Origin of the sequence: Arenibacter flavimaris (assembly GCF_030291335.1) — a bacterium.
GTDB lineage: Bacteria > Bacteroidota > Bacteroidia > Flavobacteriales > Flavobacteriaceae > Arenibacter.
The window spans coordinates 229,009-250,273 of sequence record NZ_JASWIM010000001.1 but is presented as its reverse complement, the minus strand read 5'-3'; the positions used below and the strand labels follow the sequence as shown (position 1 = coordinate 250,273).

The following is a 21,265-nucleotide window of genomic DNA, read 5'->3' as shown; positions in this document are numbered from 1 at the left end:
ACAAAAATTTAGTTATAAAACAGCCTCTGAAAGAATGAGGAAATTAAAAACATGTCTTAAACATACTGGAAAATACCCCATATAAATGTGGCACCCAATGCATTATAAAATTTATATCATCCTTTTAATTTCATTGATCAGCTCTGGATTTTTGGGTTCTTACAATTTGGTTGCCCAAGAAAAAAAACATGAGGCTACTTGGATATGGTATCCTGGTGATTATGAAATATGGCTAAGCAATAAAATGCAGGCCAGACGTACCGAACGTGAAGCTGTACTCCCACCCCTATGGCAATATTACAGTCCATACCCCTTGGTCACCTTTCAAAAAGAATTGGAATTGCCAGAGGCCGATGAGGTAAGTGTTTATACAGAAGGTTCATTTATGCTATTGATAGATGATGTTCTAGTACAAGGCCAACCACAAAGGTTCACCCTTGCTGCAGGTAAACACAAAATTGTCTTTAGGGTATTTAATCAAGAAACGGTTCCGGCCATTTTTGTCAACGGTACTAATTTAAAATCGGACAACACTTGGATGGCCACCCACGAAGACAAACTATGGATCGACGAAAATGGAATGCCCCACCAATCGGGAACACCTTGGATTCCGGTAGGAATTTGGAACTTTAATGCTCCCCCTAACAAACCGTCGGAATTTAAACTTCCTACAGAACCTTGGTATGCCAAAAAATCGGAATCCGTAGGAACAGGACATTTGGTCGATTTTGGCAAGGAAACCTTTGGTTATATAAGATTTCATGGACTACAGGGAAAAGGAAAAGTAGCTTTGTATTATGGTGAATCCAAAGAAGAGGCCATAGATTCCTTAAAATGTGAAACGCTCGATTATCTAAAACTTGATGGTAGACAAACCTCCGAATACACCGTTGAGGGTTCAAAGGCCTTTCGCTATGTACAAGTACAGTCCGATGCCACCGTACGGTACGATTCCATTTCAATGCTTTACGAATATTTACCCGTTGACTATAGGGGAGAATTCAAATCATCGGACACACTGCTGAATAAAATATGGGAAGTTTCGGCATATACCCTGCATTTGAATACTCGTGAATTTTTTTTGGATGGCATTAAGCGTGACCGTTGGGTCTGGTCAGGGGACGCTCACCAAAGTTATCTTATGAACTATTATTTATTCTTCGATTCCCCAACTGTACGGAGAACTCTTTTGGCCCTTCGTGGGAAGGAACCCGTTACGGCCCACATTAATACCATTATGGATTATTCCCTTTATTGGTTTGTGGGAATCTACGATTATTACCTCTACACAGGTGATGAGGATTTTATTAAGAATTTTTATCCACGAATGCAAAGCCTCATGGATTTCTGCCTTGAACGCCGCAATGAAAATGGTATGCTGTCACCACTTCCCGGGGATTGGGTCTTTATTGATTGGGCCGATGGCCTGGGCAAAACTGGCGAGGTAAGTTTTGAGCAATTGCTCTTCGCCAGAAGTTTGGAAGCCATAGCCCTATGTGCAGGAATTGCAGGTGACCAAGCTGGTGAAAAAGAGTATACTGCCTTGGCCGAAGAATTACGAACGAAACTTTTTGATGTTTTTTGGTCGGACGAAAAAAAAGCCCTGATGCACCAAAGGGTAGCCGGCAAAGTTTTGGACAATGTTACACGCTACGCCAATATGTTCGGAATTTTCTTCGATTATTTTACGGAGGCCCAAAAAAAGGGTGTAAAGGAAGAGGTGTTGTTAAATGACGATATTCAGCAAATAACTACCCCATATATGCGGTTTTATGAACTGGAGGCTCTTTGTGCCATGGGCGAACATAAATTGGTGCTCGATGAGGTTCGTTCCTATTGGGGCGATATGCTTAAATTAGGGGCCACTTCATTTTGGGAAAAATATGATCCCTCGGAACAAGGTTCCGAACATCTGGCGATGTACGGCAGACCTTATGGTAAGAGCCTTTGTCATGCCTGGGGCGCAAGTCCCATCTATCTTTTTGGAAAATACTATCTCGGTGTGAAACCCACCGCTCCCGGATACAATAAGTATGTGATAGAACCACACTTGGGTGGTTTAAAGTGGATAGAGGGCAAGGTGCCAACTCCAAAAGGAGAAATTTCTGTAAGCTGTACCGAGCGGGAGATTAGGGTAAGCTCAGTTGAAGGTCGGGGAAATTTGATATTTCGCAGTAGGGTCACACCATCGACTAACCGCGGTAAAATAAAGTATTTGGATAAGTATAAATATCAAATAGATATAGATCCGGGTTATGATTATCAAATCAAGTATAAAGCATTTAAATAATATGCGTATTACCATTTACTTAACTATTATTTTAGTTTTTTTCAATTCAATTGTTTTCTGCCAAACCGCAGAAACAGAAAGAATATACCTATCTGGAAAAGGCTACCAGGACGAAAAGACCTGGCAGTTTCAAGTCTCCGAGGGAAGAAATAGTGGGGAATGGACTACAATACCTGTCCCTTCCAATTGGGAGCAATTTGGATTTGGTAGCTATAATTATGGTCATGCCAAGGACGAGGAAAGAGGTAAGGAAATTGGCTTTTACAAATATGAATTTAAAGTTCCTTCCTCATGGCAAAATCAAAAAGTAGAAATTGTCTTTGAAGGTTCCATGACCGATACCCAGGTTAAAATTAACAACAAACTCGCCGGTCCAATTCATCAAGGTGCTTTTTATAGGTTTTCATATGATATTTCGGATCAGGTGAATTTTGGGGAAGAATATAATTTACTGGAAGTTAAGGTAGCAAAGCATTCCGAAAATGAATCCGTTAACCGTGCAGAACGTTATGCTGACTTTTGGATTTTTGGAGGGATTTTCCGACCAGTTTATTTGCAAATGAAGCCGGTGACCAACATAAACAGAACCGCCATTAATGCAAAGGCAAATGGTAGTTTTACCGCGGAAATTTATTTAGACGGGCCAAAACCCCAACTAAGTGTTGAGGCACAAGTGTTTACGTTATCCAATAAGAAAATTGGGAAACCGTTTTCTGCAAAAATTAACAAAGGGAAAAACAAAGTACAGGTCCATTCAACCTTTACTGAAATCAAGCCTTGGAATCCAGAGCAACCGCAATTGTATAAAGTAAGATTTCAACTATTATCGAACAAAAAAGTAGTCCATGAAGTCTTCGAACGGTTCGGCTTCCGAACTGTTGAACTTCGTGAGCGCGACGGCATATATGTAAATGGGGTAAAAATTAAGTTCAAAGGGGTCAATAGACATACCTTTTGGCCTACGGCAGGCAGGACCTCGAGCAAAAAACGAAGTATTGAAGATGTAAAATTAATTAAAAGTATGAATATGAATGCGGTTCGAATGTCGCATTACCCTCCAGATACCCACTTTTTGGATGTTGCTGATTCCCTTGGCTTGTTTGTGCTAAATGAATTGGCCGGCTGGCACAATTCCTATGATACGGACATAGGACATAAATTGGTCAAGGCCATGGTCACTCGAGATGTAAACCATCCATCTATAATATTATGGAACAATGGTAACGAAGGCGGTCATAATTACGAGTTGGACACAATTTTTCCCAAATACGATATCCAAAAACGCAAGGTGGTGCACCCTTGGCAAACCTTCAACGGGATGTCCAATGAACACTACCGTCCTTATAATTATGGCGTGGGAACATACTGGCAAGGCCATGAAGTAGTTTTTCCCACAGAATTTCTACATGGAATGTACGATGGTGGAAGCGGAGCTGGATTACGTGATTTCTGGGATTTGATCTGGGAAAAACCACAGGCTTCAGGGGGATTTCTTTGGGTGTTTGCAGACGAAGGTGTTAAACGTACCGATACCGGGGAACTTGACACATACAAGGGTTCGGCTGCCGATGGAATTCTAGGACCGTTTCATGAGAAGGAAGGCAGTTATTTTGCCATAAAGGAGATTTGGGCACCTATTCAATTTCAGGATCTGGATATAACCGAAACTTTCAATGGAAGCTTTCAGGTTGAAAACCAATATTTTTATACCAACTTGAACGAATTAACTTTTTCCTGGAAACTAGTCCAATTACCCCTGCCCAATAAGAATACAGGCTTGAATACTATCACCGGAACGGCCGTTTCTCCAGATATAGAACCAGGGCGCATTGGAGAATTACAGCTGGAACTTCCTCCTAATTGGTTTCAAAACGACGCTTTGTATATCACGGCAAAAGATAAATTTGGCACAGAAGTTTATACTTGGAGTTGGCCAATTAAAATTCCGGAGGAAACCATTGCCGAATTGATGGCCAATCCTGGGAAGACCGGAACGATGGCCTTATCTGAAACTGAAGAAATTATCACTATCGAAGCCGGAGGTATTAAATATCAAATTGGAAAGAAAGACGGATTACTCAGGGAAGTAAGGAATACAATAGGGGAAATCCCTTTTAATAATGGACCTCATCTAAGTGCTGGAAAAGTGATTTTTAAGTCCTTGGAAACAATAAAACAAGATGGGAATATAAAATTGGTCGCTTCTTTTGAAAAAGCATCCAGAATGAAAGAATTTACATGGACCTTCTTTCCATCAGGTTGGGCAAAGCTTGAGCTATATTACAAACCTGAAGAATATGATGTTGATTTCGATTTCATGGGTGTTGATTTCGATTACCCTGAAAATCTAGTGACGGGTGTAGAGTGGGTAGGTAAAGGGCCCTATAGAGTTTGGAAAAACCGATTGCAGGGTGCATCTTTTGGCTGGCATCAAAAAGACTACAATAATACCATAACAGGAGTTTCGCCTCTAATCTATCCTGAGTTTAAAGGGTATCATTCAAATTTATATTGGGCAAAAATCAAAACTAAAGAACAGGACTTTTTAGTTGCCACATCCACAGAAGACGTTTTTCTACGTTTGTTTACACCCCAATACCCGCAAAGCGTATATGAAGCCCGTACATCACCTTCATTTCCAGAGGGAGATATTTCATTCATGCAGGCTATTCCGGCCATTGGCAGCAAAACAAACCAACCGGAACGCTTGGGCCCATCAGGCCAGAAAAACATTTTCTTTGACTATGGAACTTTTGATGACTGGCGCCTTCGTAGTAAACATATGGTGCTGTATTTTGATTTTTCGGTAAAGTAATGGCAAATTGAATTGTTGAAAAAAATAGAACATATACTTTTCATTTAGAAACAATGCACCATAGTTTATTAAGGAATTTAATCATAGTCCAAGCGACTAAAATTAATACAACAGATTAGTATTTATTTTAAATTTAAAACGAACCTATATATGATAATGAATACCAATGACGGTACTGCAAATGCTCCGGCCTTACGAATAGATATTAACTTTGGGAACTGTGATGGTCTCCCAGAATTTTCAACAGGACCTCGGGGTGGAGACCGGCAGAAACATGAAGCCATTGCCAAAGCTGGCTTCCAGGGCATTCAAGATGGTGTACCCGAACTTTGCCAAGAACTTGGCCTGGGTTTAACCGCCCACGCAAGGGTAAATGAAGTTGGGGATCTAGATCATTTAATACCACAATGGAAAAGTCAGGACTATAATTGTGCGACTATACATTTAGGTTGGGGATTGGAGTCGGACAAACAGACTGATTTATTGGTAGAGTATATTTTAAATAGTTCCCAAAAGTTCAATTTTCCTATTTATATTGAAACACATCGGGCAACAGTTACCCAAGATATGTTCAGAACTGTTGAGTTGGTAAAGCGTTTTCCCGAAATCAGGTTTAATGGCGATTTTTCACATTGGTATACCGGTCAAGAAATGGTTTATGGCAATTTCGAGGAGAAGCTATCATTTATATCACCTGTATTTGAACGCGTCAGATTTCTTCATGGTCGGATAGGAAATCCCGGTAGTATACAAGTAAATATTGATCCTTATAAAAACCAAAGTTTTGTAGCTCATTTTAAAGAAATGTGGATGCGTTCTTTTCAAGGTTTTCTAAAATCGGCTGGCCCGGGAGACTATTTATGTTTTGCCGTGGAATTACTTCGTTCCGATATTTTTTATGCCAGAACCGTTGAACACCATGGGAAATTAATAGAGGAAGGAGATCGTTGGCAACAGGCTTTGCTGTATAAGGAAATAGTACAGGAATGTTGGGAACGTGCAAAAAAATAGCCCTTTAAAACTAACTTGATGAGGTATTTAAGGGAAACCCAATTAAAATATAAGCTTGGAATGATAAATGAAAAAAATGGAGATTACAGAAAATGAATAAAAATATGAGATACCTTATTTTATCGGCGCTTTGTCTTTTAGCGTCCTGTTCAAACGAAAAGAGAATAACAGTGGTTAGCGAGTCAACCTCTCCTCGAATTGTTTGGGGAACCACCAAACTTGTAACATTCCTAAAGGCAAACGATTACATCGTTACCGAATCAAAGTCTATAACGGATGACGTAACCAACCAGGTCATTATTATCAAGGAGGAAAGAAATGGCAACAATCCACGGAACGAAGAAGCTCCAGAAAAAAAATCGATAAAGGAAGGTTTCAGGATAAGCTCAAAAGATAATAGAATTTATATTGAAGGTACTGATTCGTCTGGCGCCATGTACGGTATTCTAGAACTAATTTCCCGAATAGAAGAGGAAGAAACAATTCCCACTGGCATTGATTTTTCGGACAGGCCAGAAATGGTACTAAGGGGTACCTGTATAGGTCTTCAAAAACCCGAATACCTACCTGGTAGGACGGTCTACGAATATCCCTATACACCTGAAAATTTTCCTTGGTTTTATGACAAGGAATTATGGGTGGACTATTTGGATATGATGGTAGAAAACCGCCTAAATTCCCTTTATTTATGGAATGGACATCCATTTGCATCACTGGTAAAACTGGAAGATTATCCCTATGCCGTGGAAGTAAGTGACGAAACCTTTAAAAAGAACGAAGAGATATTTCGATTCCTGTCCGAAGAGGCTGACAAAAGGGGTATATGGGTCATTCAAATGTTTTATAATATTATTGTTTCCAAGCCCTTTGCGGAACATCATCAAATTAAGACACAAGATAGGCAACGGCCAATAATTCCAGTTATAGCCGATTATACCCGGAAATCTGTAGCAGCTTTTATTGAGAAATATCCAAATGTAGGTCTCTTGGTAGCTTTGGGAGAGGCAATGAGCGGTAAGGAAAACGACATAGAATGGTTCACCCAGACCATTATACCTGGAGTCAAAGACGGGTTAAAGGCTTCGGGAAGAACGGACGAACCCCCTATTATTTTACGTGCCCATGATACAGATGCCCCTTTGGTCATGGAGCATGCTCTTCCAATATATAAAAATCTATATACCACACATAAATACAATGGGGAATCGTTAACAACTTATGAACCAAGAGGCCCTTGGTCTGAAATACATAAAAATTTAAGTTCTTTGGGATCCATTCATATTTCAAATGTGCATATTTTGGCCAATTTGGAGCCTTTTAGATATGGTTCTCCCGATTTTATACAGAAAAGTGTTCAGGCCATGCACAACGTTCATGGTGCCAACGCTTTACACTTGTATCCTCAGGCATCATATTGGGACTGGCCTTATACGGCAGATAAAACAGGACCCCGACTTTTACAGATAGATCGGGATTGGATTTGGTACAAGGCTTGGGCACGGTACGCCTGGAAAGCCGATAGGGACAAACAAAAGGAGACCGAATATTGGGCCCAACAATTGGCATATAAATATGGAAGCGATTTGGATGCGGGGGGCCAGATAGTCACTGCCTACGAGGAATCGGGAGAGATAGCACCAAAAACCCTACGGCGATTCGGAATCACCGAGGGCAATAGACAAACCCTCTTATTGGGCATGTTCGAAAGTCAATTGGTAAATCCATATAAATGGAGGGTTTATCCTGGGTTTTATGAGTCCTGTGGACCTGTAGGGGAAATCCTCTTGCAGTATGCCGAAAAAGAATGGAAGGGTCTACCCCATGAAGGAGAAACTCCTCTACAAATAATCAACGAAATCACGAAGCATGGGGAAATTGCTGTCCAAGCCATCGAAAAGGCCTCATCCCATGTATCTTTGAACCTAAAGGAATTCGAGCGCTTAAAAAATGATATTTACGCCTACCGCGCATTTGCAAATTTCTTCTCGGAAAAAGTAAAAGCAGCTATTTCGGTGTTGCGCTATAGTTATTCAAATAAACTTACCGACCTGGACACTGCCTTACCCCATTTAATAAAAAGTATAGAACATTACGAAGAACTTGTAGAGTTGACAAAAGACCATTACCTATATGCGAACAGTATGCAGACCGCCCAGCGAAGGATCCCTATAGGAGGGGATAATGGCAAGAACAAAACGTGGGAAGAAATGTTGCCCCATTACCAGCGTGAGCTATCAAATTTTAAACGCAATTTAAATCGTCTGAAGGCCTCTGATAATGGACAGGTAAAAAAAGAAATCGTTACCCCGTGGCAGACTGCCACTGTTGAATTTTTGGGAACAAAACCCAAATCATTTAAGGTACAGTCTGGTAAAAGTGCCTATGTTGACGAAATTTCCCAAATACATAAATTGGCTCCTGAACTCAAGAATTTAACAGGTTTGGGGTTCATGGCCAAGGAACAGATCGAAAACGGAACACAACTCCGTTTCAAAACCACCAAGCCTGTCAAACTCGTGGTCGGCTATTTTAACACTGATCTGAAGCGATTTTTATTGCCCCCAAGCCTTGAAACCAATGCCGCGGGTAATATGCAGGGTGAAGCCGAAGTAGTATTGGCCAATGCCATGAAATTGACAAACTTACCAAGGGTCAATATCCATACCTACGAATTCGGTATTGGGGAGCATTTGTTCTCTTTGGAAAAAGGAAGGGTCTTACTATTGGGCTTTATCGATGCAGGACAAATTATTACCTCCCGCGATGTTGGATTTATTGAAGAAGGGGAAAAGGAGGCAGTGGATTGGCTTTTTTATTGAACCATCCTGTAGCTGAGGTAAAAGTTGGATCCTAAATCTGGGATATTTGTCCAAGAAGTAAATCAACACAGGTTTGACTATCTATAGGCTAATATAAAATTAAAGAGATTATAAGAATTATGCGTTTATCTTAATTTTATTTATACCTGTTTGTTAACCATTTATTCTAAACACTTTCACTAAGGGACATAAGTCCTCAATCCTTTTTTTGCGCAAAAAGCCACTCCAGCAATCCAGGAGTGGTATGCACCCTGTTCCAAATATCATGGCCAGCGGAATACTCAGTGTACTTGGGACTTCCCCCAGCAGCCCTAACAGCCTTGATCACGTCCCTTGTCAAGTGTACAGGAACAGTTTTGTCATTTTCACCATGAAATGCCCAAATAGGTACATTGACCATATTACCGGCCATATCCGCATCACCTCCCCCGCAGATGGGTATGGCCGCTGCAAACAGGTCTGGTCGGGAACCAATAAAATGCCAGGTACCATAACCTCCAAGGGAAACCCCCATAACGTAGCGGCGCTTTTCGTCTATATTATACTCCTCCTCCAAGGACTCCATAGCCTCAAAAATTAGCCCAGCAATGCCCTGATGCTCTGGAAGCACCCTAAAACTAGAGTTCTTGGGACATTGGGGCACTAAAATAAAAGCCGGATATTTTTCCCTGTTTTCAGGGGTCGATAATAGCTTGGACGGATCGGCTGCGTCCAATTGAATTAGATTGTCGCTCCCCATTCCACCCCCATGATGCAGGTTTACCACTAAGGGGTACTCTTTATTACCATCGTAATCCTTGGGCTTTAATAAACGGTATTTTAGTGTGTCATTTTGCTTGTTCACGTAAATTCCGGCCTCAAAAAGTTCTGCCATTTTCATAGATCTTGCCGTTTTCCCTTTTTGCCACGCATACCCTTTGATTCCTTGATTCAAAACCAGAAAAATAGCGATTGCCGAAATTACCCCAATCCCGTTACTTGTTACGGTCAATAGTTTGGAAGGACTAGGAATGTCCTTTGTTTCCATGGATTTAAGCTCAACTTTAAAATTCAGGCTATAGAAAAACAGTGATCCGCTTCCTACCACCGATATCCAAGGTAAGGCCATTTCAATGCCCCTTAGAATGGTAACATTCTTGGTGTTCATCGCCCAGAGATACATCCATATCAAAATACACTGCACTAAAAACCCACTGAGGCCTGCCCAATACAGCCAAGGTCTATGTTTCGTCTTGGAGGCGAAAAGACATATCGAATATATAGCACCTACGAAAAGCACCACAACATAAGCCCCGGTAACCATATTTTGCAAAAACCTATTGGTCAAAGCCAGATAAATAAAAAGGCTATACCCCAAAGTGGCCACAAGGGAAATCATAATGGCCAATAAGGCAAACTTGTAGTTTTTTATCCGGTAATACCAAATCAACACCAAATGAAGCGCCACTGCGCTTATCATGACCAAGATGAACCAAGGAACAAAATAATCGTTAAAATAGAAGATCGAGGGGCCCAAAAGGGAGCTTACGACAATATGGACTATGGAAAGGACAATATGAAGCCCAATAATAAAGATGGCAAAGTGATAAAAATTCCTATGGTCTAAATTGGTCTTCATATATGGTAAGTCTTTATATGTTTAAACGTAAGATGCCAATCTATGACCCTATGGATACACCCATCCCCATTGCTCCCCAAGGGATTATAAAATTCATTACACCTCTTATTTATTCTAAATCAATGACTTATTAAATATTTAAATATACGGAAATTGCCATCTACGCATACGTCTTTCCAATTCTTACATGATTTCCGGTAACGATTTTATTACCAACACCACTTTCAATGCCTTCATTAAGTACAAGGTACATTTCCCTATCGATTCCTTAATAAAGCTTTACACCCAAATTACAATTGCAGAACGGGTCCAACCATTTTGTGTTGGACCCGTTTACATACTACTCCATAATTATTTGTAAAAGGCAATAAGGTATATTCCTTTTTAAAAAAACTATATTCTAATCGATGCGCCAACAGTTAAATAGGCAACTCCATAGCCTAGCTCTGCAAAGACTGCAAGGTTTTTGGAAAAATACCACCGCCCTCCAGCGAATGCCGTTGCACCCAATCCGCCACCATAACTCCCCGCGCCACTATAGGACAGAAAATTATACGTAGCCATGAGACCGCCATATACATCAAGTTTGTCAACATTCAGTCCCGTATAATGGTAAGCCCCTCGAACCCCAATAATGGTATAGGACCATTTGTCATTTCCCCCCAAATAATTGTACTTGTAGGTTTTAGTACCTACATACCCCCCTAAACTCACGACGCCTGGCCCTGGAACATCCCAAATACCTCTTTCATAACTTATACTGAACCCAGGACTTTGGGATGAGGTCGTGTAATTTCCATATCTGCCTCCAAAACCGATACCCCCATTTATAACATTGGTACCAACATTAAATTCTTGGGCCATGACCATTGGACCAGCCAATAAAGCAATGGCGATATATATAATTGATTTTTTCATTGTGGTTGTTTTTTTGTTTAAAGCTTTCATTTGTTTTATTTTTTAAATTGTTTTTGTTATTGTACTTTAATCTGCATCATGGATGCCCCGTAGCTTTCCATTGAATTTAATTCCTTTGTATTTTCGACCTTTTCAGAAAAGTAATCGGAGTCGTAAACAATCCTTCCCGTATTGTTGCCTATAAACACCCCTCCTTCATTTTCCTTATTATCCAGCATTACAAATGCCATTTGGATATTTTCAATTCCGCCCTCCACTATTCTTCCCGATAGGGAAATAGCAGAATCGGCCGTATAGGAGCCAATGTCTGAGGTTGTTATTAGGAATACCGAAAATTTATCGTTCTCCCCGGATATAAATGAACCAAAGCCTTCATCTATTTCTACACCTTGATCTCCAAAATAATCAATGGTCAATTTTCCATTATCCTGATTGGAAAAAGTCACCTCGTAGTTATTAAATTGTGAGCCTACAATATCGCCCGGCACCGAGCTAGACTTAAGGAGCATAGGCTTTACATGATATGTCCCTTCTATTTTTGGTGGTTTATTGCCTAGGTTCATTTCAAAACCCAAAGAATCCAAAGCCCTTACCAATTCTGGTGTATAAAAATCTTCAATAGAGGTTAAGGATCCATCAAAACCCATATCTGCCGAATCCTCTTCCTTTGAGCAACTTGCAAAAGCAAGAATTGCAGTGAGGGCAACTATCCTTAAAAAATTCGTTTTCATTGTTCTCTTCTTTTAATTATTACAAATTGATTTAATCTTCACAATTGGCTATAATTACGTCTATGGCTTCTTGTATATCCCCATCTTCATCACCACAGGATTTCTTGAGACCCTGTAATGCCGACACCAATTCCGAACAGCTTAAATCATCTTCGTTTTCACTTAACTTGAGTAATTTGTTTAGACACTCCAAACTGTTAAAAGCCTCTGCTGAATCCCGTACCGTATCAGGTGTACAGCTTGTAAATACCATTGTGGCCACCAGGGCCATAAATACCATTGATTTTTTCATAATAAATGTTTTAAATGTTATTGATAATCCAATATTATGTCCGTTTTAAGGAAAGGGCGTTTATTACTGTATGAAACAGGCATTTTGTTATAGGAAAGGGTCACTCCCAAAAAAAGTAGGGCCCTTTTACACTTGTGCATTTTATAACAACACTACTTTTCAATAACATTCTTAAATAACAAAAGCCCAACACTATTGATTTGTAGTGTTGGGCCCATCCTATTCCCTTGTTTTTTTAGTTACCCATTGGCCAAACATAGCGGCCAAAGGTCATCCTCCGTTATTTGAAGAGAAATAATTTTTTTTACAAAAGTAATACGCTACTGGTTGTAGAAATATACCACTGCAAGGATAATTAAAATAACAAAGATCAGTTTATAGGTAATTCTTAAAATGAAGCCAGAAATTAAGGCTGTTACCCCTATAGCAATCCAATTTGTGGTATACTGATAGGCCGTAATTCCCCCAATAATAAATCCAAGCAGCATAAAAAAATCGTTCATGCTAAAATCATTCCCGGATGATTTGTTGGCGTTCGATGTCTTTGTGGAATTCGATTTTACCGGAACCTCCTTTGAAACCGATTTTTTGGCTACCTCCGGGTCTGGGCTATAGTCATATATGACCCCAGCTCCCGAGCATACAACACATGGCCTATTACCGTAGGTAAAGCTATTTTTGGTTGACTCAATCCGTGTGTTATAATCGGTTTCTATCCCTCTTCCTTGACAGTTTGTACATGTTCTAGTTTTCATAATTATCTAGGTTTTAATTGTGAAATAAAGGTAGCTAGGCAAGCCAAACTCAAAGAAAACCAATATATGAAAGCGCCGTTTTGATTCATAAAACCCTAATAAAGGTCTCTGGTCTGGTCAATTAAACTCCTGGAGCCTGACCGCTCTTTTATAGGCAGATTCCAATTTCAAACCACTCCGGGAATCATCACCAGGCTTTACAATATCACAGGAACCTTCCGGATCTCTCTCAAAAATTTGGCTCGTTGTGATTATTTCCTTTAGCCGTAGCAAGCCCAGTTCTTTCTTTTTTGCACTTACCAAAATGTTATTTAATGGATTATTAAAGGAATGTCCAAGCTTTATAATGAACTTATTGGCATCTTTGGCTATCCCTCCTTCAATAGTGTTGGTCAAATCCCTAAACCCTGCTATTTTACTACTCACTTCCATTAGTACTTCGGCCAGGTCTTTAAATCTTTTCTGATCCTCTTTAAGGAACAAGGCACTGGAAGGCAGCAAGGTGAAAAAATTATAGTATTGAATGCTCTCTACCATCACATCCCCCTGTTTTATAGTTTTCGGACCTGTGACCAATTTGGCTAATTCGTATGAAGCATTCACGCCATTCTGTAATGTTAATTGCAGTTCATTAGTCAAATTTCTTGTCTCCATTGAATAAGGTTGTATTTTTAAACTCTGCCTATAAATTTTTGCTAAAGTCTTCCCTAATTCCTTGTAGTTCCCAACGGGTTTATCCAAGCGATAAAAACTCTCGGTATTCATTAAATAAGTTAACTCCTTTTTTGAGTTACAAGAAAATAGGATCAATTGTTCATAAAATCTAAATTCCGATTCATGGCTGTTTTGGAAAATGGCCAGTTGCCTTTCTATTAGATTGCTTTGTTTATAGGCTCCAAAACCAATTATTAGCAAACAGGTTCCCATTAGTATTAAAAATGGAACCTTCAATAGTATATCTTTCATATTTACCATAATTTAAATGTCCCTGGCCTAGTTTATCATTTATAGGATATCCCCATCAAAAAATCATCCAGATCCTCCCTGGGCCCCTATTAATTTTCTCGTGTTACCTCGGGACTATCACTTTCTACCGGACAACTGTATACCATACGTCCGAATACCCTATACCATACCTGCTTAGTGAACGAATGATCCTTTTTTTAAAAAAGACTGGCATAAACAGGTGCCTCGTTAAAATTTGTTCGGCCAAGTTGCTGATAGACCTCCAAACCTACTTTGTCCTGTACCACGAAAAAGGGCAAGGCACCTTTAAGACTTTCCTTTTCTTGAAAAGAGGCCAATAGCTCGTCTTCAGGATCCAATAAGAAATGTGAGGTATTGGTCTTGAGGTGTTCTTTGTAAAAATCAAAGGCGAATTGTCTACTTTGATGCTTTTTGGCCTTGCCAATGGTCCAACTGTCTATAAATATCAACTGATATTTTTTATCCAATTCGCTAAGATGGGGTTTCATATTTGCAATCTGCTCCAAACAGGGACCACAATTTTGCGAGCTATAGAAAAGTATCATTTTTGGTTTCTCCGTGACTGATACCACCTTACCAAAAGTGGTTTCTTCAACACCGTCTACCAAAACCGTAGAATTAAAATAAGTACTCTTTGTTTTGTTCCCGGATATTGTTATTAATAGGATGCCGATAATGTAGATAAGTGATTTCATTTTGCCTGTATTTAGTGGTTTATGTTTTATTTCTGAGGTAAAAATACCTGGGATTTCCTATTTGGATTCCATTCACTGTATGAAACCTCGCTTTTGTTATATGAAGACCTGCAACCCGTATTGGAATTGCCGGGGATGATCGGAATAGCATCTTTCATTACAATGTTCATTATTTTAAAATCCAAATCATAAATCGCCGAGAATACCTGCCCTTCTATATTGACCAAGGCTTGTATTCTGGCCATATGCCCATCTTTGTAGATCACTCTTGGGACACTTACATTATTAGTTGAACAAGACGAGTTGAGATCTTCATTTGAGAATAGTACATGTATTGGATCGTTGTCCAATTCTGCCATATAGGTCAGCATAGCCCAATATTCCAGGAGACCCTTATCGGTGCTAAGGTCTGGTTGGTTTGTTAAAAGAAACCCAGCAATCTTTTTGGCATCTGTTAGCATTACCGATTGCATATTCGCATTAAGTACATATATCTTTTTTTGTGTTCCTCGGTCAAGAACGGTAAACTCATACAGCCACCCGTAGTCATAAAATTCCAGATGGTGACGTCTAAGGCCAGTTATTTCATAATCCTTGTGGACCTTTATGCCGTAATTGTTCTCTAATACCCTTTTAAATGAATTGGAATACCCATTCTCTACAATAGACCAACCGTTGGTGAAAAAGGATTCCGAATTGCTTTCCGAGCAGCCACAAGGCTTTGGACTTGCCCATATAATTTGGGCTATGAAAAAAATTGCTGTGGTGATGTTTTTAAAATACATGGTTTTGGTTTTTTTTAGATTTAAACCAAATGTATTTTGAACTGTCAGGAGAAAAAGTATTTAGTGTATGGAATAGGGGTTTTGATATATTAAATGGATTTCAAAATGGTACCAACGCCCCTTTGATAACGGTGGCGAACATTATGAACTTCCTTTAATCCGGGAATAGGAAACGACCAAAAAGCATCTTGAAAACAAATGCTTAACCTATCTTCCGTCCCAATTGTAGCCTTCCCTATTGACCCTTCAGATATTTTAAATAATTATCCAATAATCCCCTAATTTGCTCTGCAGCCACCGGATTTGCAGAGTGCACGTGATACCTTAACCCCCTTAAATCCAATCCAGATTCATATACCAACCATTTTGAGGCCGCATAACCATCCGGAGCTACACGACCTTCTTGGTCCAGCCCTAAATCATTATCAAAACTAATGAAGGGCGGTAAGCCGTTTCTTTTAATATATGCCACGAAATCTTGGTAGTTTCGAACAATGTCCCATTCCGATTCTAAGTCATTTGGGTAAACCATCGATAAAGTTCTTACATCATCAAGAAATAGTTTTTTCATTTTTGTGTTGTTGTAAGTTTAATGAAGGGCTTTCCATTTTGATTGATCAAATGAAAACACATGACCTATTCAGCATCAGTATATTAATAAAATACTTAAGTTCAACAGATTACGAAAATCAGCGAGATGTCCAATATTCTGAACCAAACTTAATTTCTTTTTTAAATAGAAAGGATTTAATTTCCTCAAAGGGGTCTTCCAATCGGTTTAAAAACAATTTCTTTAAACAAAGAATCATATTATCATTGATTTTATCATCTGTTAGATTTTCAGGAAACTTTAGTCCAAATCTTCTAGTTATAAAAACAAGAAAGTAGGTTTTTTTATTATTGATCCATGCCTCAAACAAAATATAAAAAAAATCTTGCTTTTCCTCCTTAGGCACCCTAAGAAGATATGTTCCCGCCAGTTCCTCATTGCAAATTAAAACTTGGCCCGATTCAAAAAATTGGACCGAAGTAGTTGTGGAAGAATCTGAATATAGAATAATTGATTTCATTTAAATACAGGTTGGGGTTTTAATAGAAAACAAGGAATTGAATCTTAAATATTTAATTGCTCTATTCTGGTTCTTGTAGCAACCATGTTCTTCTTCAAAGCAATCAACTTCCTCTCTTTGTCGCCAAGAGCATACTTGGTGTTCTTAATTAACGCATTTACTTTTCCAATCTCCTTCTTTATGTTTTTTACATGGCTATCTGCCTGAACCAAAACGTCGGCTACCTCTGAAACTTCGGAGTAGTTTAAAATGGCGTAAATGGCACTGATCGCCGTTACCGCACCTGCTACGTCCTTTACCTCTCTGGACAACTCACTTGTGGTATCAAAAGAAACAGTGGCACCACCCAAACCCCCAACTATACAGGCCACCGCCATTTTATGATCCATTAGGTAGGCCATAACCCTATTTTCGTAATCCGCTAACTTGGATTCCAATTGAAATTTAGAGCGACTATGGTCTGTTAATTTTGCCTGTTGATTGATCAACTCCGAATCCAATAAATTGCGATAAGATTGGTAATCCATAAGTTTGGATTGCAATATTCCTATTTCATAATTCTTTTGCCTGGCCAATTCTTTCTGCTTCTTGTTGTCACAGCTAACGAATAGGATCGTAAATACTAATAAAAGGGCCAATGGGTTTTTAAAATTTTTCATGGTTTCAAGTTTTGGAATGTTGTTAATATTATTTGATGGCTCAAATATATTTTCAGTTGGCGCCTCCATACTTTTTTGTTGTATAAAACCAAGTATTTAGTATAGGAAACAAAAAAGAGCCCATAAATGTGGACTCTTTCTTTAAGGTATTCGATTAAGGTTGGGCAATTGTTCTACTGTAAAAAAGCACCCTTTTGCGCTTCTTATAGAATGTATATGGCAATCTAAATAGTGTTATTCTTTATTTTTAAGAGTATTGCTTCTTTTTTCTCCCCCTCCAGTTGTAGTTCATAGCTTTTCGCTAAAATTATTCCAAATTCTTTGGATGGTCTTAACCCAAGCACGATCAAATCTTTTCCTTGGACCAAAGGTGCGATTTCCTCTTCACCAAATTTCTGAAACAATTGGAAACACATCTCAGAAGTTTCATGCTTATCACTTAATACGTTCCTACCTGTTCTTCCGGCAGAATCTGCCTTACTCTGCCACCCCAAAACATCAAGTCTACATTTATTATGTAATCTTTTCCAAGCTGGTTCTTTAGCACCTGAATTGAATAATTGCCCAGGCCTCATATGAAGCCCAACAATAGTGATTACTTTTTTTATTAAACTTTTATTATTGGTCATGCGCTTCATAAAAGCCTCAGCAATTGGAACTCCTGCAGCATCGTGCCCGTATGCCCTTAAATCTGGAGTAGTTGTAGATGGTTTTCCCACATCGTGCAACAATGCCCCGAACATAAAAGCGAGACGCCAATCACTATTGGGCAATTGGTCCCTTAGTTTAGCTGCTTGGTCAATTACCATACAAGTATGTACCCATACATCTCCCTCCGGGTGCCAAATTGGATTTTGAGGGCATCCTATTAAATCATTGAGCTCCGGAAAGTGTTTTAACCAACCACAATCTCTCAAAAATTGCAATCCCATTGAAGGTTTATCCGCTTTCAACAATAATTTTTCCCACTCCGAAAATACGCGTTCTGCAGGAAGTTCATAAAATTCATCAGTCATTTTCTGGCACAACGCAATGGTCTCCTTTTCAACGCTAGTGCCTTTTCTGGGCAACAATTGCATTATTCGCAATACCCGCAATGGATCTTCTACAAACGTTTTATAATCTGTTGCCCTAAGGATTCCGTTCTGCAGGTCATCCAAGCCATTAAATGGGTCTACCAATTCTCCATTATGCATGTTTATGTACATACTATTTATAGTGAGATCCCTACGTCTACCTGCTTCTAGTGGGGTCATAGCCATATCCAATTCTACCTCAAAACCCTTATGCCCTATACCTACCTTATTTTCACGTCTGGGCACGGACAAATCTATTTCTATATCTTGAATCACTGTTTTTAAAACGCCAAAAGCCTTACCAACTATATTTGAAGATAAATTTAGCTGTGCCAGCAGCTTGTGGATTTCTTCGTACTGCAGGCCGTAAACCTCAATATCTACATCCTTAATTTCAATTTTATTAATACCATCTATTACAGCTCCACCTATGAGCATTGCCGTTCCATTATTTTGTTTTATAAGATCCAACAGAGGAATAAATGCTTCGTAATGTGCGATTATGTGTTTTAATTCTATTTTCACTAGTTCTATTTTAATTTAATTCCTGAAGTTTTTTTATTACAATAGCCGACTCCCTATGGCCTTTTTGTTCCGCCATGGCAAGATATTTATAACCAAGAGCCAGATCTTGTTCTATTCCCTGACCTTTGCACAACATTATCCCGGTATTATATAATGCTTCTATATGACCTTGCTCGGCAGCCTTTTTAAATAATATAAAGGCACTTTTATAATCTGGCCGTCCTTTTTTAGGGTTATAGTTCTTTAGTCCCATATTATAATTCCATTCCGGAATATCATTTAGGTTTTTCCTGTCCGTAGTATCGTCCCCCAAGTTTTTAAAAAAGAGCAACAATCTCCAAAAAAGTAACGGTAAAATTAACCAGCCCGAATAGCCAAAAGCATATTCCTTCCAAGGAATATCATACGCCGGCATTGGATTTGGCAATTGCCCTGCTTCTTGAAGTTGCGCAATACGTGTGGTATCCAGTGGATAATATGAATTATACTGGCCCCTTATACCAAGAACATAACCATGATCTTTAAAATAAAGACCTGCTATAAAAAACCTGCTAGAAGTTCTGTAAGCCAAATAAAGGTCTTCTCCCTTTGGGCCAGACACATCCAATTCCTGAATTTCCTCAATGGATTCCATTTTCCCAAAAACACCTTTTCTTGCCCAAATACTGTTCATGGCAATCATTGTTATCACCATGGTGATCAATACTGTTCTCATCATTTTTAAGTTTTATTTAATTGATTGTTCATTAAAACTAAATCCACACAATCAATTAGCTTTTTAATTATATTTCAAATGGTTATTTTAGTATATATAAACATTCACAAACCCTTATTGTAATACAGAAGCATGAAGAACCTTCCTATTGAACTTTTAATTATCGTTGGTGCACTTATAGTCATTTTAGTGTATACCATGAAAAGAATATTGCATAAAAAAGGATATCTTGTATATTGGTACAGAGGTAACCATTTAAAGGATTTTTCCAATTTTTCCAAACTACTTTCCCAAGAAGAAATCCAATCGAAAAAAATCAAATTTCAACTACTGTTTTTTACGCTAATTTTGCTAATACTAGCCTATATAAGCACTCTAGTTTATTTATTTACAAAGTCCTAAGCTACCGATGGGCCTGTCTGGCGGACAGGTAGTGCGAAGGCGGGAGACTTCACACTGCGCTTTACTGACTTTAATTAGTTTATAAAACCTAACTTTTGGTGTCAAAAAAAAAGAACCAAAAAGGTTCTTTTTTTTAAAATTGAGATAACCTATCAATTACAATCTACTCCAATACCCAGATCACAAAGCTGTTCCTTATCGTCTTTTTGGGCCACCTCCCTTTGTGCCTTTTTAAGTACCGTTTCTTTTCGTTTCTCTAATTTAACTTCGGCATCTTGGTTCTTCTCAGAATTTTCACTGTTTTTATTCGTTTCAATTCCTTTCATTAGGCTTTGCGCTTCGGAATAGCAGCTTGAATTTTGACTTATTTGTGCCAATAATCCTCTGGCATAATCCAACTCATTTTTACCAATGGCAGTCTTGGCCTCCGTTATCAATGATTTACATTTAAAGTTACTATAAGCTATATAAGCCTCAACAAGCTTAGACTGTATCCTATCATAGCATTCACCTGATAGGCTGTTGGGAACGGTCAATAATAAATTAATGGCATCTGCAACCAAACCATTGTTCAGCTTAGCATTGGCCTCATTATATATTCTATTACAATTGGACTGGTAGTAATCCATAATTTTTTGTTTTATAACATCCATAAATTTTTCAATATCCTGTCCACTAGTTTTAATACGGCCTATACTTTTTGTAATGGCATCATCCCTACTTCTTCTAGATTCTCCCTTAAGTTTTATTGGAAAAGCTGCTGCCAATAAGCTCTTTGTTTTTGCATCGACCACCAAAAGGGTCAGTTCTGCCTCCATGGAATGGATATCCCCGTACGTTCCGGGAATGATATCCTGGGCATAAATTTCAAACTTGGGATAAATTACAAAGTCGTTAATATAGTCGGTCCCGGACATCCCATAATTGGAGACCATACTTTGAATCTTGGTCCGAATTTTGGAAACATGACTTAAGGTTAAGTCCTCCAGTAGAAAGTCAGGGGTTACGACAGCCAGTTTAATTTGGCCCAAATCGTCATTTTGGGCGTATATTGTTGGCCCCAATAAGCATAATGCCAAAACGATAAATTTCTTCATATCCA

At 38.9% G+C, this 21,265-nt stretch carries 18 protein-coding genes; 4 read left to right on the top strand and 14 right to left on the bottom strand.

Annotated elements, in window-relative coordinates; all coding sequences use genetic code 11:
- Nucleotides 1-97 precede the first annotated feature (97 nt).
- The 4 genes from QSE00_RS00955 (at nt 98) to QSE00_RS00940 (ending at nt 8,935) form a co-directional block, all read left to right on the top strand.
- Complete coding sequence (locus QSE00_RS00955; protein ID WP_286104545.1) at nt 98-2,290, top strand: alpha-L-rhamnosidase-related protein; 2,193 nt, start codon at nt 98-100, stop codon at nt 2,288-2,290.
- Nucleotides 2,256-5,105, top strand: coding sequence for a glycoside hydrolase family 2 TIM barrel-domain containing protein (locus QSE00_RS00950; RefSeq protein ID WP_286104544.1), 2,850 nt, complete (start codon nt 2,256-2,258; stop codon nt 5,103-5,105). The genes QSE00_RS00955 and QSE00_RS00950 overlap by 35 nt, the downstream gene beginning before the upstream one ends.
- 150 nt (nt 5,106-5,255) lie before the next feature.
- Nucleotides 5,256-6,116 (top strand): hypothetical protein, encoded by an 861-nt coding sequence (locus QSE00_RS00945; protein WP_286104543.1) that lies wholly within the window; start codon nt 5,256-5,258, stop codon nt 6,114-6,116.
- Nucleotides 6,117-6,220: 104 nt separating this feature from the next.
- The gene (locus tag QSE00_RS00940; RefSeq protein WP_286104542.1) at nt 6,221-8,935 is read left to right on the top strand and encodes an alpha-d-galacturonidase; all 2,715 of its coding nucleotides are present in this window, start codon (nt 6,221-6,223) and stop codon (nt 8,933-8,935) included.
- 196 nt (nt 8,936-9,131) lie between these two features.
- Here the strand turns inward: QSE00_RS00940 and QSE00_RS00935 are convergent, their stop codons facing one another.
- The 14 genes from QSE00_RS00935 to QSE00_RS00870 all read right to left on the bottom strand — a co-directional run bounded on the left by QSE00_RS00935 (nt 9,132) and on the right by QSE00_RS00870 (nt 21,260).
- Nucleotides 9,132-10,553: a carboxylesterase family protein gene (locus QSE00_RS00935; RefSeq protein ID WP_286104541.1), complete on the bottom strand. Its 1,422-nt coding sequence runs from the start codon at nt 10,551-10,553 to the stop codon at nt 9,132-9,134.
- A gap of 393 nt (nt 10,554-10,946) precedes the next feature.
- Nucleotides 10,947-11,471 carry a hypothetical protein gene (locus QSE00_RS00930; RefSeq protein WP_146216251.1) on the bottom strand — a complete coding sequence of 175 codons (525 nt, stop codon included), beginning with the start codon at nt 11,469-11,471 and terminating at the stop codon, nt 10,947-10,949.
- A 56-nt stretch (nt 11,472-11,527) separates the two neighbouring features.
- Nucleotides 11,528-12,202, bottom strand: a complete 675-nt coding sequence (locus tag QSE00_RS00925; protein WP_286104540.1) for a hypothetical protein — start codon at nt 12,200-12,202, stop codon at nt 11,528-11,530.
- Nucleotides 12,203-12,233: 31 nt separating this feature from the next.
- Nucleotides 12,234-12,494 (bottom strand): hypothetical protein, encoded by a 261-nt coding sequence (locus QSE00_RS00920; protein ID WP_286104539.1) that lies wholly within the window; start codon nt 12,492-12,494, stop codon nt 12,234-12,236.
- 320 nt (nt 12,495-12,814) lie between these two features.
- Nucleotides 12,815-13,249: a DnaJ-like cysteine-rich domain-containing protein gene (locus QSE00_RS00915; protein ID WP_286104538.1), complete on the bottom strand. Its 435-nt coding sequence runs from the start codon at nt 13,247-13,249 to the stop codon at nt 12,815-12,817.
- A 117-nt stretch (nt 13,250-13,366) separates the two neighbouring features.
- Entirely contained in the window at nt 13,367-14,215 is an 849-nt protein-coding gene (locus QSE00_RS00910) for a hypothetical protein (RefSeq protein ID WP_286104537.1), read from the bottom strand.
- Nucleotides 14,216-14,412: 197 nt separating this feature from the next.
- Nucleotides 14,413-14,931, bottom strand: a complete 519-nt coding sequence (locus tag QSE00_RS00905; RefSeq protein WP_286104536.1) for a TlpA family protein disulfide reductase — start codon at nt 14,929-14,931, stop codon at nt 14,413-14,415.
- Between the two features lie 26 nt (nt 14,932-14,957).
- A complete protein-coding gene (locus QSE00_RS00900; RefSeq protein ID WP_286104535.1) occupies nt 14,958-15,716 on the bottom strand; it encodes a hypothetical protein in 759 nt (252 codons plus the stop codon).
- 235 nt (nt 15,717-15,951) lie between these two features.
- Nucleotides 15,952-16,287 carry a cyclic-phosphate processing receiver domain-containing protein gene (locus QSE00_RS00895; protein ID WP_286104534.1) on the bottom strand — a complete coding sequence of 112 codons (336 nt, stop codon included), beginning with the start codon at nt 16,285-16,287 and terminating at the stop codon, nt 15,952-15,954.
- Nucleotides 16,288-16,405: 118 nt separating this feature from the next.
- Nucleotides 16,406-16,786, bottom strand: coding sequence for a hypothetical protein (locus QSE00_RS00890; RefSeq protein ID WP_286104533.1), 381 nt, complete (start codon nt 16,784-16,786; stop codon nt 16,406-16,408).
- A 44-nt stretch (nt 16,787-16,830) separates the two neighbouring features.
- Complete coding sequence (locus QSE00_RS00885) at nt 16,831-17,445, bottom strand: hypothetical protein (RefSeq protein WP_286104532.1); 615 nt, start codon at nt 17,443-17,445, stop codon at nt 16,831-16,833.
- Between the two features lie 224 nt (nt 17,446-17,669).
- Nucleotides 17,670-19,046, bottom strand: coding sequence for a CCA tRNA nucleotidyltransferase (locus QSE00_RS00880; RefSeq protein ID WP_286104531.1), 1,377 nt, complete (start codon nt 19,044-19,046; stop codon nt 17,670-17,672).
- Between the two features lie 10 nt (nt 19,047-19,056).
- Nucleotides 19,057-19,764 carry a tetratricopeptide repeat protein gene (locus tag QSE00_RS00875; protein ID WP_286104530.1) on the bottom strand — a complete coding sequence of 236 codons (708 nt, stop codon included), beginning with the start codon at nt 19,762-19,764 and terminating at the stop codon, nt 19,057-19,059.
- Nucleotides 19,765-20,315: 551 nt separating this feature from the next.
- Nucleotides 20,316-21,260: a hypothetical protein gene (locus tag QSE00_RS00870; protein WP_286104529.1), complete on the bottom strand. Its 945-nt coding sequence runs from the start codon at nt 21,258-21,260 to the stop codon at nt 20,316-20,318.
- Nucleotides 21,261-21,265: the final 5 nt, after the last annotated feature.

Excerpts from the sequence above, each read along its gene's own strand:
- QSE00_RS00915 (WP_286104538.1), bottom strand. The coding sequence starts at position 13,249 with ATGAAAACTAGAACATGTACAAACTGTCAAGGAAGAGGGATAGAAACC.
- QSE00_RS00945 (WP_286104543.1), top strand. The coding sequence starts at position 5,256 with ATGATAATGAATACCAATGACGGTACTGCAAATGCTCCGGCCTTACGA.
- QSE00_RS00925 (WP_286104540.1), bottom strand. The coding sequence starts at position 12,202 with ATGAAAACGAATTTTTTAAGGATAGTTGCCCTCACTGCAATTCTTGCT.
- QSE00_RS00955 (WP_286104545.1), top strand. The coding sequence starts at position 98 with ATGCATTATAAAATTTATATCATCCTTTTAATTTCATTGATCAGCTCT.
- QSE00_RS00900 (WP_286104535.1), bottom strand. The coding sequence starts at position 15,716 with ATGTATTTTAAAAACATCACCACAGCAATTTTTTTCATAGCCCAAATT.
- QSE00_RS00870 (WP_286104529.1), bottom strand. The coding sequence starts at position 21,260 with ATGAAGAAATTTATCGTTTTGGCATTATGCTTATTGGGGCCAACAATA.
- QSE00_RS00895 (WP_286104534.1), bottom strand. The coding sequence starts at position 16,287 with ATGAAAAAACTATTTCTTGATGATGTAAGAACTTTATCGATGGTTTAC.
- QSE00_RS00940 (WP_286104542.1), top strand. The coding sequence starts at position 6,221 with ATGAGATACCTTATTTTATCGGCGCTTTGTCTTTTAGCGTCCTGTTCA.
- QSE00_RS00875 (WP_286104530.1), bottom strand. The coding sequence starts at position 19,764 with ATGATGAGAACAGTATTGATCACCATGGTGATAACAATGATTGCCATG.
- QSE00_RS00885 (WP_286104532.1), bottom strand. The coding sequence starts at position 17,445 with ATGAAAAATTTTAAAAACCCATTGGCCCTTTTATTAGTATTTACGATC.
- QSE00_RS00890 (WP_286104533.1), bottom strand. The coding sequence starts at position 16,786 with ATGAAATCAATTATTCTATATTCAGATTCTTCCACAACTACTTCGGTC.
- QSE00_RS00935 (WP_286104541.1), bottom strand. The coding sequence starts at position 10,553 with ATGAAGACCAATTTAGACCATAGGAATTTTTATCACTTTGCCATCTTT.
- QSE00_RS00905 (WP_286104536.1), bottom strand. The coding sequence starts at position 14,931 with ATGAAATCACTTATCTACATTATCGGCATCCTATTAATAACAATATCC.
- QSE00_RS00930 (WP_146216251.1), bottom strand. The coding sequence starts at position 11,471 with ATGAAAAAATCAATTATATATATCGCCATTGCTTTATTGGCTGGTCCA.
- QSE00_RS00950 (WP_286104544.1), top strand. The coding sequence starts at position 2,256 with ATGATTATCAAATCAAGTATAAAGCATTTAAATAATATGCGTATTACC.
- QSE00_RS00910 (WP_286104537.1), bottom strand. The coding sequence starts at position 14,215 with ATGAAAGATATACTATTGAAGGTTCCATTTTTAATACTAATGGGAACC.
- QSE00_RS00920 (WP_286104539.1), bottom strand. The coding sequence starts at position 12,494 with ATGAAAAAATCAATGGTATTTATGGCCCTGGTGGCCACAATGGTATTT.